At 72.4% G+C, this 14,698-nt stretch carries 10 protein-coding genes; 5 read left to right on the top strand and 5 right to left on the bottom strand.

Features of this window, described 5'->3' with window-relative positions:
• Positions 1-7: 7 nt before the first annotated feature.
• Positions 8-763, bottom strand: coding sequence for a TIGR03089 family protein (locus tag ACFY10_RS18575; RefSeq protein ID WP_390666214.1), 756 nt, complete (start codon positions 761-763; stop codon positions 8-10).
• 129 nt (positions 764-892) lie between these two features.
• On the opposite strand from ACFY10_RS18575, the gene ACFY10_RS18570 reads away from it, so the two are divergent.
• On the top strand, positions 893-2,365 hold the full coding sequence (locus ACFY10_RS18570; RefSeq protein ID WP_390666213.1) for a peptidoglycan recognition protein: 1,473 nt from the start codon (positions 893-895) through the stop codon (positions 2,363-2,365).
• 165 nt (positions 2,366-2,530) lie between these two features.
• A complete protein-coding gene (locus tag ACFY10_RS18565; RefSeq protein WP_390666212.1) occupies positions 2,531-3,613 on the top strand; it encodes a sugar phosphate nucleotidyltransferase in 1,083 nt (360 codons plus the stop codon).
• A gap of 146 nt (positions 3,614-3,759) precedes the next feature.
• Here the strand turns inward: ACFY10_RS18565 and ACFY10_RS18560 are convergent, their stop codons facing one another.
• From ACFY10_RS18560 to ACFY10_RS18545, 4 genes are all read right to left on the bottom strand, one after another.
• Positions 3,760-4,770 carry a DNA-3-methyladenine glycosylase family protein gene (locus ACFY10_RS18560; RefSeq protein WP_390666211.1) on the bottom strand — a complete coding sequence of 337 codons (1,011 nt, stop codon included), beginning with the start codon at positions 4,768-4,770 and terminating at the stop codon, positions 3,760-3,762.
• Positions 4,771-4,983: 213 nt separating this feature from the next.
• Positions 4,984-6,291, bottom strand: coding sequence for a coenzyme F420-0:L-glutamate ligase (locus ACFY10_RS18555; RefSeq protein ID WP_390666210.1), 1,308 nt, complete (start codon positions 6,289-6,291; stop codon positions 4,984-4,986).
• A 458-nt stretch (positions 6,292-6,749) separates the two neighbouring features.
• Positions 6,750-7,709: a 2-phospho-L-lactate transferase gene (gene cofD / locus ACFY10_RS18550; RefSeq protein ID WP_390666209.1), complete on the bottom strand. Its 960-nt coding sequence runs from the start codon at positions 7,707-7,709 to the stop codon at positions 6,750-6,752.
• A gap of 33 nt (positions 7,710-7,742) precedes the next feature.
• Positions 7,743-8,255 carry a cysteine dioxygenase gene (locus tag ACFY10_RS18545; RefSeq protein ID WP_390666208.1) on the bottom strand — a complete coding sequence of 171 codons (513 nt, stop codon included), beginning with the start codon at positions 8,253-8,255 and terminating at the stop codon, positions 7,743-7,745.
• 640 nt (positions 8,256-8,895) lie between these two features.
• Between ACFY10_RS18545 and ACFY10_RS18540 the strand changes: the two genes are divergently transcribed.
• The 3 genes from ACFY10_RS18540 to ACFY10_RS18530 all read left to right on the top strand — a co-directional run bounded on the left by ACFY10_RS18540 (position 8,896) and on the right by ACFY10_RS18530 (position 14,553).
• A complete protein-coding gene (locus ACFY10_RS18540) occupies positions 8,896-9,159 on the top strand; it encodes a WhiB family transcriptional regulator (RefSeq protein ID WP_010986447.1) in 264 nt (87 codons plus the stop codon).
• Positions 9,160-9,343: 184 nt separating this feature from the next.
• A complete protein-coding gene (locus ACFY10_RS18535; protein WP_390666207.1) occupies positions 9,344-13,021 on the top strand; it encodes a glycosyltransferase in 3,678 nt (1,225 codons plus the stop codon).
• A complete protein-coding gene (locus ACFY10_RS18530; protein ID WP_390666206.1) occupies positions 13,018-14,553 on the top strand; it encodes a DUF5719 family protein in 1,536 nt (511 codons plus the stop codon). The genes ACFY10_RS18535 and ACFY10_RS18530 overlap by 4 nt, the downstream gene beginning before the upstream one ends.
• The last annotated feature ends 145 nt before the right edge of the window (positions 14,554-14,698 follow it).

Raw genomic sequence — 14,698 nt, 5'->3', positions numbered from 1 at the left:
AACCGCCTCAGCGGCGCACAACACTCACCCGCTCACTCTCAACCCGCTTCGCCAGCGCCTCTTCCCCCAACTGCGCCAGATGCCGGCACAGCACCACAGACCCCCCGGTCGCAAGCGGCCCGTACAACCCGGCGTTCAACCCTTCCCACGTGTCGTACGAAAGCCCCGACAGAATCCGCGACCCCGGCCCGGTGAGCCCAAGCCCGGCCGCCTCCGCCCGAGCCCGCTCGACAACCTCCGCCCCGCTGAACTCCCGCCCGGCCACAATCAGCCCGGCCTCCTCGGGATCCACCGGCGCGAACGGCACGAACCGATCCCCCTGGCTCGGCACCTCCACGGCGTAATCGGCGAAGCCGTCCGGCGCCTGCGGGAACCGACCGCCCAGCGGTCGCAGCGCAAGGGCGACCCGCTCCCCCCTGCACGCCCGCGCGGCGGAAAGCGTGTCCGGCCCGCTCACCACCACATCGGCCACCGCCGGATCCCCGCCGACATCGGCAATCGCCCCCACCGACGCACACGCCAGCAGCCACACCGCGGTCTGCCAGTGCGCGGGCAGCAGCAGCGCGACCCGGTCGCCGGGGGCCGCGGAGAGGTCGCCCTGGAGGAGATTGGCGGTCTTGGCCACCCAATTGGCGAAGGTGGCCACAGACAGTTCGACGCGCTCGCCCGTGGCGTCGTCGTAGAAGGTCACCAGGGGGCGTCCGGGGTCCGCGGCGAGCGCGGAACGCAGCAGGTCGGCAGGGGTGCGGTCGGTGGCGTTCACCCGCGCAAGGGTACGCGGACGGCCGCTCGCACACCGCTTGGCTGGGCCACCGGTTCGGCGGAACGGAAACCGACGGTCCGTCAATTCCCGGATAGACAGATATGTATGACTATGTCCAAGATCAGGAGCATGCGTGGATTCCTTGCCTCCTCGATCGCCTCCTCGATCGGCGTCGCCTGCGCGGCCGCCCTCGCCCTTCCGCTGACCCTGCCCGTGCCCGTGGCGACGGCGAAACCCGCGCTCGGCGGCGCAAGGTCCGCGCCGCAGGCCGCCCGGTCCGGCATCCCCGGCAGCACCCGGTCGCTGCCCCTCGCCCCCCTGGCTCCCCTCACCCGCGCCATCGGCTCCACGGCCTCCGCTGCCCTCATGGAGCAGGGCCTGACCCGCCGGGACGTACGGCGTTTCTCGATGGTCGGCGTCATCTGGGACAACCCGGACATCGAACTGCACGGCCAAGTCCAGGTCCGTACCCGTGCGGCCGGCAATGGCGTCTGGTCCGGCTGGCGGAGCCTCGAGACGCACAACGACGACGCGGCCGACCCCGGCAGCGCCGAGCGCACCTCGGGCCGCGTCCGCGGCTCCACGGCACCCCTGTGGGTGGGCGACTCGGACGGGGTGGAGGTCCGGGTCCGGGCCGAGGGGCGACGCCGTATTGAAGGCCGAGCCCCGAGCACCCGCGCCGTCCCGGCCGCCTCCGGCCTCCCTACGGGCCTGCGTCTGGAACTCGTGGACCCGGGCGACCCGGACCCGGACGCCGCGGGCGACGACGCCCCGAAGCCCGGCACGGCACCGCTCGTGCCGCACGGCAGCCAGGCCGGTCCCGCCGCCGCCGGCAACTCCGACTCGGCCGCGGCCCTGGCCTCGTCCACCGCCAACGCCGATCTCGTCCCGCTCGGCGCCACCGTGATCCCCGCGCTGAGCCGGTCGGCGACCGAGCGGGAGATGCGGACGCTGCGCGGGCGCGAGTTGACGGAGAGTCAGCGGAAGAAGCCGCACATCGGCCCCCGCCCCCGCATCATCACCCGCCGGGGCTGGGGCGCGGACGAGGGCCTGCGCGAGAGGGGGTTCGCCTACACGAAGAAGGTCAAGGCGGCGTTCGTGCACCACACGTCGACCGGCAACACATACCGCTGTTCGCAGGCCGCCTCCGTCATCCGCGGTATCTACCGCTACCACGTCGAGAGCATGGGCTGGCGCGACATCGGCTACAACTTCCTCGTCGACAAGTGCGGAAACATCTACGAGGGGCGCGCCGGGGGAGTGGCGAAGGCGGTCAGGGGCGCCCACACTCTCGGTTTCAACAACAACAGCATGGGGATCGCCGTCCTCGGCGGCTTCAGCAAGAGCAAGCCGCCCGCGGCCGCGCTGAAAGCCATCGCGCGGCTCACCGCCTGGAAGCTCGGCCTCTACGGGGCCAATCCGCGCGGAAAGACATATCTGAAGTCGAGCGGTGGCAATCTCTATCGAAAAGGAAAGATCGTACGACTGAATGTGATCTCCGGCCACCGTGACGGCTACCCCACGGCGTGCCCGGGCTGGCAGCTCTACCGCAAGCTCGGCACGGCCCGCTCCACCGCGGCGCGCTACCAGGGCCGCCGCTAGGCCCCGCAAGGGAGTTGGGCAAGGAGGCACATTCACGCCAGGGGGGCCTGCACGGATGGAACCGCGGAACGCCGCACGGCCGTCGAAGGCGCCACACAACGGTCTGCATAAACTGGCCGGCCGACAGACAGTTCGGCCGGTCCCGGCAGGAAGCAGAGACGACAGGTGACAGAAGCGATCCTCCTGGTCGGCGGCAAGGGCACCCGGCTGCGCCCGCTCACGGTCCACACGCCGAAGCCCATGGTCCGCGCGGCCGGAGTCCCGTTCCTCACGCACCAACTGGCGAGAGCGAGAGCGGCGGGCGTGGACCACATCGTCCTGGCCACGTCCTACCTGGCCGAGGTCTTCGAGCCCCACTTCGGCGACGGCTCGTCGCTCGGTCTCCACCTCGAGTACGTGACGGAGGAGGAGCCCCTCGGCACGGGCGGCGCCATCCGCAACGTCGCGTCCCGTCTGCACTCGGGCCCCGACGAACCGATCCTGGTCTTCAACGGCGACATCCTGACGGGCCTGAACATCCGTGCACTGGTCGACACCCACGAGAAGACGGGCGCCGACGTCTCCCTCCACCTCACCAAGGTCACGGACCCACGCGCCTACGGCCTGGTCCCCACGGACGAAACCGGCAGGGTCCTCGCCTTCCTGGAGAAGCCGCAGACCCCCGAGGAGATCGTCACCGACCAGATCAACGCGGGGGCGTACGTCTTCCGCCGCTCCGTCATCGACACGATCCCCGCGGGCCGCCCGGTCTCGGTGGAACGGGAGACGTTCCCCGATCTCCTGTCGGCCGGAGCCCACCTCCAGGGCATGGTCGACTCGACGTACTGGCTCGACCTGGGCACCCCGGCCGCCTTCGTCCGCGGCTCCGCCGACCTCGTCCTGGGCCGCGCCCCGTCCCCCGCGGTCCCCGGCCGCTGCGGCGACCGCCTGATCCTGCCGACGGCCAGGGTCGCCCCCGACGCCAAGCTGACGGGCGGCACGGTGGTGGGCGAGGGCGCGTTCGTGGCGGAGGGTGCCAGGGTCTTCGGTTCTACGATCCTGCCGGGCGCCGTCATCGAACCCGGCGCCGTCATCACCGACTCCCTCATCGGCACCCGCGCCCGAGTGGGCGAACGCTCCGTCCTGACCGGCACGGTCATCGGCGACGGCGCGGTCGTCGGCGCCGACAACGAACTGCGGGACGGTGTACGGGTGTGGTGCGACGCGCGGATTCCGGCCGGGTCGGTGCGGTTCTCCTCGGACCAGTAGGGCGGTCGGGGTGCCGTGCTGCAGCCGCGCAGCCGCGTAGCCTGCGGGCATTCGTGCCGCCCAGGGCGGCACGGGTGGGCGCAGGCGGCACCCCGTAAGCACGGGCGAGCGCAACCCACCCCCGCCCAGCTCCACCTCCGGGGCCGCTACAACAGCCCGATGTCGGTCTTCGGCATCTTCGGCGCCCGCCGAGGCGGCGTACGCCCGCTCAGCAGAATGAACCGCGCGGCCCGATGCCGCTGCCCCGCATACGGCTCCAACAGCTCCAGCATCGCCGCGTCGTCCGCGTGCCGGTCCCCGGCGAGCGCCCACCCCACGATGCCCGGCAGATGCAGATCCCCGACGGTCACCGCGTCCGGCGCCCCATGACTGCGCTGCACGGTCTCAGCGGACGTCCACGGGCCAATGCCCGGCACGACCTCCAACCGCGCCTGCGCGGCCGCCGGCTCCATCCCGACCGCCTCCTCCAGCCGCGCGGCGACCTTCACGGCCCGCAGAATCGTCGACGCCCGCTTGTTGTCGACCCCCGCCCGGTGCCACTCCCACGACGGAATCAACGCCCACGTCCGCGGCCCCGGCATCACCCACAGCCGCCCGCCCGCAGCGGGCCCCGGTGCCGGCTCCCCGTACTTCCGCACCAGCAGCCGCCACGCCCGATACGCCTCACCGGTCGTGACCTTCTGCTCCAGCACCGACGGAATCAACGACTCCAGCACCAGCCCGGTCCGCGTCAGCCGCAACCCAGGCCGCCGATGCCGCGCGACCGCCACCAGCCGGTGCCGAGGCGCGAACGCGTCCGGATCGTCCGCCGCCCCCAGCAACTCCGGCAGTTGGTCGAGCAGCCACTCGGCCCCCGGCCCCCAGGCCTCCCCGCGCACCGCATCGCCGAACACGGAGACCCGCAGCGTGCCGGGCCCGGCCGGAGTGAGACTGGCCCGCCACACCGACCCGTCGGGCATCGCCCGAAACGTCGGATCCCCACCACCCCGCCGAAGTGGCCCGAGCACCAGCCCGAGATCCAGCGGCCCGTTCGGTACGACCGTCCGCACCCGCCCCGGCGCGACGGCCTGCCGCGGCACACCACCACGCGCCGGCACGACAACATGCCCACCGCGCACGGTCGTACGAGTGGGCCGGGGAGCGAAACGTCCTGCCACGGCTGAGTTCCTGGGGATGTCGGGGATGCCCTAAGAGACTAGGCGGTACGAACGACCGCCGGTGCGCACAACGGCTTATGGCTTTCAGGGGCGCGGGGCTGTGTCTGATTTGCGGCTCCGCCGCGTGGGCGCGACAAGCCCCCACTCACCCGCAGCCGCGCACGAAACCCCGAACCCCACAAACCGTAGGCGCCCAGCACCCGGAGGGCAGCCTCACCGCACCTCAATGAACGCACCGGCGTCCCGCTCCGGCCTGGGCCGAGGCTCTTCCGCCGGATGCCCGACCGCCACGGCCCCCATCGGATCCCAGTCCTCGGGCAACCCGAGAACCCCCCGCACGACATCCCGACAGAACATCGTCGACGACACCCACGCGGACCCCAGCCGCTCCCCGGCCAACGCAACCAGGAAGTTCTGCACGCCGGCGCCCGCAGCGACGACGAACATCTCCCGCTCGGCCCCGTCCCGCCGAGCGTCCCCGTACGTGTGCGACCCGTCCATGACGAGACACGGCACCACCAGGTACGGCGCGTTCCGCAGCACGTCCCCCCGCCGCACCCGCTTGGCCATGGACTCCTCGCTCTTCCCGTCCCGCCGCAGATCGGCGATCCAGGCATCGCGCATCGCATCCAGCAGTTCGGTCCGCGCGCCCTCCGACTCCAGCAGCACGAACCGCCACGGCGTCGTGTGATGCGGCGCCGGCGCGGTCACGGCCGCGGCGATCGCCCGCCGTACGGCACCGGGATCGACGGGTTCGTCGGTGAAGGCCCGCACGGTACGGCGCTGGGTCACCGCCGTGCGGATCGCCTCGGACGTCCCCAGCCGGAACATGTCGTCGCGCCCGCCACGCACCATGGCCCGCGCCCCCTCCCCGTCGTCCTCGGCCACCACGTGCGGCAGCCCGCGCACGACGGCGACGGGCAGCCCGGCGGCCTTGCCCTTGACCAGATCGCCGGCGGCGGCCAGCTCGTCCGCCGTCGCCACGACCGTCGCGCTGAGCGGATTGCCGTACGCGTCCGTGCCCCCGCGCAGATCGTCGAGTACGTGCACCCCGGCGGCGCCGATCGCGACGTCCGTGAGCCCCGAGCGCCAGGGGCGCCCGAAGGTGTCGGTGACGACGACTCCGACGTTGACGCCGAGGGCGTCCCGCAGCCCGTCCCGGATCGCCCGGGCGGACGCGTCCGGATCCTCGGGCAGCAACAGCACCGTGCCGGAAGGCGTGTTGGAGGCATCCACTCCGGCCGCGGCCATGACAAGCCCCTGCCGGTTCTCGACGATCCGCAAGGCCCCGCGCCGCGCCACGACCCGCACGGTCTCGGCATCGATCGCGGCCTCCCGGTCGCCCGCCTCGACGACCCGCCCCTCCGCCTTGGACACCACCTTGGAGGTGACGAGCAACACGTCCCCGTCGACCAGCCCGGGCTCGGCGGCGGCGATCAGCTTGGCGACGTCGTCCCCCGGCGCAACCTCGGGAAGCCCGGGCACAGCCCAGACCCGATACCCACTTACACCGCCGGCCACGACATCCCCTCCTACCGCAGGATCGCCCCCCGCGACACGCCCGCCACCCACGGCCCCACCACCAGGCCCACCCACGTGCTCGCTGCCCCCCGGTCCCTCGTGCGCCGCGGACGTACTGCTTGTGGCAGAGGCGGCTGCGGCAGCCTCACTTCTGCGGGCGGCCGCAGGCCTGCTGCCTCTCGGTCCCTCGTGCGCCGCGGACGTACTGCTTGTGGCAGAGGCGGCTGCGGCAGCCTCACTTCTGCGGGCGGCCGCAGGCCTGCTGCCTCTCGGCCCCTCGTGCGCCGCGGACGTACCGCTCGTGGCAGAGGCGGCTGCCGCCGCCTCACCGCTCGGCGCGCCCGCGCGCCCGCCGCCACCCGTGCTCTCAGCCACCCGTGACGTATCGCCCGCCGCAGCGTCACCGTCGGCCGTATCCCCGCCGCCGCGCGCATCCGCGCCCACGGAAATCCCGTCGCTCAAGACACCCGCACCTCCTCCGCCAACGCGAGCGCCTCGCGCGCCATCCGTGCGGTCGCGTCCAGGTCGGTCATCATCAGCGGCACGGCCCGGCACCGGATCCCGGCGGCCTCGACCCGGTCCACCACGCCCGCGTCCACGGTGTCGACGAGCCAGCCGTCGAGCAGACCCGAGCCGTAGTGCTCGGCCACCGCCGCGGCCGTGGACTCCACGCCGACCGCGGCCAGCACCTTGTCGGCCATTCCACGCACGGGCGCGTCCCCGACGATGGGGGAGAGGCCGACGACCGGCACCCCGGCCTCGGCGATCGCCTCCCGGATGCCGGGCACGGCAAGGATCGTGCCGACGGACACGACCGGGTTCGACGGCGGGAAGAGGACGACGTCCGCCTCCGCGATCGCCTCCAGCACACCCGGCGCCGGCTTCGACTGCTCCGCGCCGACCGGCACGACCGCCTCGGCCGGCACCGAGGCCCGCAGCCGCACCCAGTACTCCTGGAAGTGCACCGCCCTGCGCTCACCGTCGACCTCGACGGCCACATGCGTCTCGACCCGGTCGTCCGTCATGGGGATCAGCCGCACGCCGGGCTTCCACCGGTCGCACAAGGCCTCCGTCACCGCGCTCAGCGGATATCCGGCGCCGATCATCTGCGTCCGCACGATGTGCGTGGCGAAGTCCCGGTCGCCGAGCCCGAACCACTCCGGCCCCACGCCGTACGCCGCGAGCTCCTCCTTGAGATGGAAGGTCTCGTCGGCCCGCCCCCAGCCCTGCTCCTCGTTGATGCCGCCGCCGAGCGTGTACATCACCGTGTCGAGGTCCGGGCAGACCTTCAGCCCGAAGAGGTGGATGTCGTCCCCGGTGTTGCCGATGACGGTGATGTCCGCGTCCGGCACGGCCTTCTTCAGACCGCGCAGGAACCGGGCACCACCGATGCCGCCTGCCAGAACCACAATGCGCATGAGGCAAGTCTTGCAGGCGGGTACGACAACGCGTCAGGCGGTTACGACGTCCACCTCGTCGTATGCCGCGGGGGCCGCCGTGCACGTGGAGTGCATCGGCATCTCCGTCAGCCCCGGGTAGTAGACGTGCAGACTGACCGCCGGCTCCAGCGCGTCGTTGACGACTTCGTGCACATACCCCGGCGCGAACACCCGCTGCGCGCCCGCCCCCAACGCGCGCGTGCCCCGCTCGGTGCGCTCGGTCAGCGTCCCCTCCAGCACGGTCAGCACGCCCGACGACCGGCCGTGGTCGTGCAGCCCGCTGCCCTGACCGGGCACCCAGGACAGCAGCCACACCTCGTAGCCCGGGCCGGTGCGCAGCCGGTGGTACCAGCGCGTCGTCGCGTCGTACTCGACGAGGTGCTCCCACTGCGAGCGGTCGGCGGCGATGGAGCGGGCCAGGCCCACGAACTCGGCGACCGTGGCCGGGTGCTCGCGCGGGGGCTGCAGCAGGTGCTGGACTTCGAGGATGTCGCCGGCGATCTGGAGATCGTTGTCGCTGTTCATAGGGGTTGCGTGGTTCCTCAGTGAAGGAAGGTCAGAGGGAACGGGAGCCCAGTCACGAACGACAGGGCCTACAGCCGGAGCGGGTGTGGCTCAACAGCTGGAACAGCAACAACAGCTACAGCGAGCGCGGGCAGCACCGTGGGACCCGGCGGTGCGGGTCGAGGTGAGTGCCAAGTTCGCGAGCATGCCCACAAGGACAGCGGTTCACACCTTCACTGTCAACTCGACGCCCGGCATGTGGGACATGGTTCACCTCATCCGGTTCATGTCCGAGGCGAAAGGTTTGTGCAGTCGCCGCCCGGGACACATGGCGCTCAAACCTCGTTGCGGTCCTGTGATCCGACTGTGATCCGGTTTGCTTCGAGGTGCGCGTGGAACGAGATCGGATCTCCGGGCGTCCTTCCCCGTACAGGCTCTGCGCGGGGTCGAAGTTCCTTCCGGGCCTCGTCTGCATGTCAAGGTTTATGCCGATTTGAACACTTTCCGCATGGCCTTGGTTCCGCAGAGTGAATAAGGGGCTCAATAGCAGATCTCGGCTTGACTCGCCCGGAGCAGCACACTTGTAATTTCACTCGTGTCGTTCAGCCGGAATCGGTAACGGCTACATCACGGGGACGCGAAAGACAGACGAGGGGCGCACATGACCGAGCTGGTGCAGCAACTGCTGGTCGACGACGCGGACGAGGAACTCGGCTGGCAGGAGCGCGCGCTGTGCGCCCAGACCGACCCCGAGTCCTTCTTCCCCGAGAAGGGCGGCTCCACGCGTGAGGCCAAGAAGGTCTGCCTGGCCTGTGAAGTCCGCTCCGAGTGCCTCGAATACGCCCTCGCCAACGACGAGCGCTTCGGTATCTGGGGCGGTCTGTCCGAGCGCGAACGACGCCGTCTGAAGAAGGCCGCAATCTGACCGGGCGGCCTGACAGCCTCACAACCGAAACACAATCGAACGGCCCGTCGCAGGTGGGGTTATCCACAGGCGGCGGGCCGCCGTGATGCCCAGCCGATAGTGTGGTCGCTCGTCCGAGACGCCTCGCCGCCCCCACGGGGCGCAGACGTCCACCGCAGTCCATCGAACCGGGGCCCGTACCTCGATGTCCGTGCACAGCCACTCGGCAGCCCAGCAAGGCGTCGCTGCCGCAGCAGCGTTTGACCCGGCCCGCCCGCCCGAGTTCCCACGTCACGTGGTGACGGCGGTCGTCGTCTCCCACGACGGCGCCCGCTGGCTGCCCGACGCGCTCGCCGGGCTGCTCGGCCAGGAGCGCCCCGTTCAGTACGTCGTGGCCGCCGACACCGGCAGCGCGGACGACTCCGCGCAGCTGGTCACCGACGCCCTCGGCGCCGACCGCGTGCTGCACCTCGCCCGGCGCACCGGCTTCGGCCAGGCCGTCGAGGAGGCGGCACGCACCGCCCCCGTCCTGACCCCGGACGAGCTGACCTATCTGAAGCGGCCCAGCGGCTGGGACCCGGTCACGCGCACCTGGCGCGACGACGCTTACGACATGCCGGACCTCCCGCACGGGGAGCCGGTCCAGTGGCTGTGGCTGCTGCACGACGACTGCGCCCCCGAACCCGACGCCCTGGCCCAGCTGCTGCGCGTCGTGGAGAACGAACTGGAGCTCGGCCGCGACGACGTGGCCGTCGTGGGCCCCAAACTCCGCGGCTGGTACGACCGTCGCCAGCTCCTGGAGGTCGGCGTCACCATCGCCAACTCCGGCCGCCGCTGGACCGGTCTGGACCGCCGCGAACAGGACCAGGGACAGCACGACCACGTCCGGACCGTGCTGTCCGTGTCCACCGCCGGCATGCTGATCCGACGCGACGTCTTCGAGGAACTCGGCGGCTTCGACAACCGGCTGCCGCTGATGCGTGACGACGTCGACCTGTGCTGGCGCGCCACCGCCGCAGGCCACCGCGTCCTCGTCGCCCCCGAGGCGCTCGTACGACACGCCGAGGCCGCCTCCCGCGAGCGCCGCACCGTCGACTGCTCGGGCCGCACCGTCGCCTCCCCGCACAAGGTCGACAAGGCCGGCGCCGCCTACACCCTCCTGGTCAACACGCGTACGGCCGCACTGCCCTGGGTGCTGCTGCGGCTCGTGCTCGGCACACTTCTGCGGACCGTCGCCTACCTCGTCGGCAAGGTGCCGGGGCAGGCGGTCGACGAGATCCGCGGCTTGCTGGGCACACTGCTGCGCCCCGAGCGGATCATCGCCGGCCGGCGCAGGCGCGGCCGCCCGCAGATCGACAAGGGCGAACTGCGCGCCCTGTTCCCGCCGCCCGGCGCGACCATACGAGCCACCGTCGAGCAGGCCGCGGGCAACCTCGTCGGCCGCTCCGACCCCGAGGTGACCTCCGGCGCCGGACGGCACGGCGGCGCGGTCGAGTCCGGACCCGGCGGCGACGATGCCGAATTCCTGGAGATCGAGCAGTTCGCCCGCCTCAAGCGCATCGGCCGCAAGCCCGGCCCGATGCTCTTCCTGGTGCTGCTGTTCGTCTCGCTGGTCGCCTGCCGCGAACTGCTCGGCGGCGGCGCGCTCGCGGGCGGCGCCCTGCTGCCCGCCCCGGCCGACTCCGGTGAGCTGTGGTCGCGCTACCTCGACTCCTGGCACGCCGTGGGCGCGGGCGGCACTCCGTCCGCGCCGCCGTACCTCGCGATCGTGGCGATGCTCGCCTCCGCACTGTTCGGCTCGACCGGGCTCGCGGTCACGGTCCTGCTCGTGTGCTCGGTGCCGCTGGCCGGCGTCACCGCGTACTTCGCCTCCCGCCCGCTCGTCGAGTCGCGTCTGCTGCGCGCGTGGGCGGCCGTCGTCTACGCCTTCCTGCCCGCCGCCACGGGCGCGCTCGCGGGCGGCCGCATAGGCACCGCCGTACTGGCCGTGCTGCTGCCGCTCATCGCGCGCGCAGGCGTCGCGGCCAGCGGCCTCGCGAGCGACTCGGCCGCGCACGGCAGTTGGCGCGCCACCTGGGCGTACACCCTGCTGCTGACGATCACCACGGCGTTCACGCCGATCGTGTGGCCTGTCGCGCTGGTCCTCGGCATCGCACTGCTGGCCGTGCGGCGCGCCGACATCACCGCCCACGGCCTGCGCTTCCTGGCCCAGCTCGGCACGCCCCTGCTGGTCCTCGCACCCTGGTCGCTGTCGCTGCTCCCGTTCGGCTTCTTCAAGGAGGCCGGGCTCGACTACGGCCCCTCGGCCGCCTCCGCCCTCGACCTGCTCGGCGTGAGCCCCGGCGGCCCGGGCACGGTCAGCGGGCTGATGCTCATCGGCATCGTCCTGGCCGCGCTGGCCGCCCTGCTGCGCTCGGAGCGTCAGTTCGGAATCTGGACGGCCTGGGCGGTCGCCCTGGTGGGCCTCGTCTTCGCTGTCCTGTCCAACAACTCGACCTGGGCCGGCCCGGCGACCCTCGTCTACGGCCTCGCTCTCCTGGCCGCCGCCGTCCTCGGCGCCGACGGCGCACGCGCGCGTGTGGCCGAGCAGAGCTTCGGCTGGCGCCAGCCGGTGGCCGCTCTCATAGCCTTCGCCGCCTTCGCGGGCCCGCTGGTCCTCGCCTTCGGCTGGATGATCCGCGGCGCCGACGGACCGGTCGAGCGGCAGGACCCCGTGCAGGTCCCCGCGTTCGTCGCCGAGGAGAGCGGCACCCGCGACCAGGCACGCACGCTCGTGCTCGACAGCGACTCCACGGCCCGCGTCGGCTACACCCTGGTCCGCGGCTCCGGCGCCCGCCTCGGCGACGCCGAGAGCGCCGCGGCCGACGGCGAGAACGCCAAGCTGGACAAGGTCGTCGCCAACCTCGTCGCCGGCTCCGGCGCCGACCAGGCCGACCAACTCGGCAAGTTCGCCGTCCGCTACGTCCTCGTCCGCAAGGGCGCGCCCCGCGACGTCACCCGCGTCCTGGACGCCACTCCTGGCCTCTCGCGCCTGAGCCAGCAGGGCGGCAGCGCCCTGTGGCGGGTCGACCAGGAGGTCGCGCGCGCCACCATCGTCCCCGCCTCCGGCTCCGGTACGGCGCAGCCGGTCGCCGCCGGACCCGTCGAGATCCACACCACGGTCCCGTCCGGCTCCGGCGGCCGCGTCCTGCGCCTCGCCGACACCGCCGCCGAGGGCTGGACGGCCACCCTGGACGGCAGGCCGCTCACCCGCACCACGGTCGACGGCTGGGCCCAGGGCTTCCAACTCCCCTCCTCCGGCGGCAAGTTGGACGTCACCTACGACGCCCCGATCACGCACACCGCCTGGCTGTGGGCGCAGGGCTTCCTGGCCGTCGTCCTCGTCGTCCTGGCCCTGCCCGGCCGGCGCCGCGACATCGACGACGACCTCCCGGAGGAGCCGGCCGTTCCCGCCGAGGCCGTCGCCGGCGAGGGCCGCCGCGCCCGCCGCCTGCGCGCCCAGGCGGAGGCCGAGGCCGAAGAGGCGGGCCGGAGCGATGAGTTCCCGTCTCCTCCTCCGGAGGAGACACCGGTGGCGGTCCCGCAGCAGCAGTCCTACGGCGACTGGGACGCGGCGGCCTACCAGGGCGCCGAGTACGGCGGCTACGGCAACGAGCAGTACCAGGACGCCCAGCAGTACCCGGCGGGCACGTACGACCAGACGTACCAGGCGGACCCGTACCAGGGCGGCCAGTACGACCCGTACGCGTACGGGGGCTCCCCCCAGGGGTCGTACGACCAGACCGCGTACGACCCCTCGTACCAGCAGGGTTACGACCCGACGTACGACCCGGCGCAGCCGCACCCGAACGCCCCTGAGCGCCCCGACGGGAGTCAGCAGTGAACCGCACCACCATCTCCCTGATCGCCGGCACGGCCGCGCTCGCCGCCATCACGGGCTTCGCCTCGCTCACCGCTCCGGGCGCCTCCGGAGCGGACACCGCCAAGGCGGCCGCCGAACTGCCCGTGGAACGCACGACCTTGCTGTGCCCGGCGCCCAGCACCTCCGACCTCGCCGAGACGTCGTACACGTCCTTCACGCCCGTCACCAAGGGCACGGGAAGCGACGGCACGGCCCAACTCCAGTCCGCCACCGAGCAGTCGGCCGACGCGACGGGCGGCAGCGGCAAGACGGACACCAAGAAGAGCGGCAAGAAGAAGGCCGACAAGAAGAAGGCAGCCGACAAGCCGGTCCTCACGCCCAAGGAGCCCGGCAAGCCCGTCACGGGCGACACCTCCGGTGCCGACACGCCTGCCCTCGTCGGCACCGCCGAGGGCAGGTTCGCGCCCGGCTGGGCGATGCAGGAGACCACCGAGGTCGCCGCGGGCACCGGCCGCGGCCTCCAGGGCGTCAACTGCACCGCTCCGGACACCGAGTTCTGGTTCCCGGGCGCCAGCACGGACGCCGCCCGCACCGACTACGTCCACCTCACCAATCCGGACGACTCCGCCGCCGTCGTCGACGTCGAGCTCTACGGCAAGGACGGCGCCCTCAAGTCGACCGTGGGGGAGGGCATCACGGTCGCCCCCCACTCCAGCGACCCGGTGCTGCTGTCCACACTCACCGACCAGAAGCAGACCAACCTCACCGTGCACGTGAACGTCCGCAGCGGACGCGTCGGCGCCGCCGTACAGGCCCTCGACGACAAGGTCGGCGGCGACTGGCTGCCCGCGTCCACGGACCCGACGGGCAGCCTCGTCCTGCCCGGCATCCCCAAGGACGCCACGTCCGTGCGCCTGATCGCCTTCACGCCCGGCGACACGGACGCCGACCTGAAGGTGCGGCTCGCCTCCCCGTCCGGGCAGATCACGCCCGCCGGGAACGAGACGCTGCACGTGAAGGCCGGCATGACCACCGCGGTCGACCTCGGTCCCGTCACGCGCGGCGAGGCGGGCTCACTGGTCCTCACGCCCACCGACAAGTCCGTGCCGGTCGTCGCCGCGCTGCGGGTCGTACGGGGCAGGGGCGACAAGCAGGAGACGGCGTTCATCCCGGCCACCAGCCCGGTGGGCGCGCGCGCGACGTCCGCCGACAACAGCGGAAAGGGCTCCACGCTGTCCCTCGCGGCACCCACCCGCACCGCCAAGGTGAAGGTCACCGCCTCCGCGGGCAGCGACGGCGGCACCGCCGTCTCGAAGACGTACACGATCAAGGCCGGCACCACCCAGGACATCGACGCCCCGGTCCCGAGCGGCCTGAAGGGCACCTACGCACTGACGGTCGAGCCACTGTCGGGCGGCCCGGTGTACGCGGCTCGGACGCTGGCGGCGACGGAGGAGGGAGTCCCGGGCTTCACGGTCCAGACGCTGCCGGACGACCGGGGGACGGTCGCGGTACCGGAGGCGGACCAGGACCTTTCGGTGCTGCAGAAATAGCCGCATCCGGTGGGCGCCGGCCGGGTTTTGATCTTTCAGCCCGTCCGGCGTTCGAGGACGAGGCCGTTCAGGCCGAAAGCGGGGGTCTGGGGGGCGGCAGCCCCCAGGAAGGGCGCCCCACGTACGGGGGCCCAGAAGCCCCCCG

This window comes from Streptomyces sp. NPDC001401, assembly GCF_042895385.1.
Taxonomy (GTDB): Bacteria; Actinomycetota; Actinomycetes; order Streptomycetales; family Streptomycetaceae; genus Streptomyces.
Note: the sequence above shows the minus strand (reverse complement) of the source record. Positions and strands in the feature narration are given on the sequence as shown.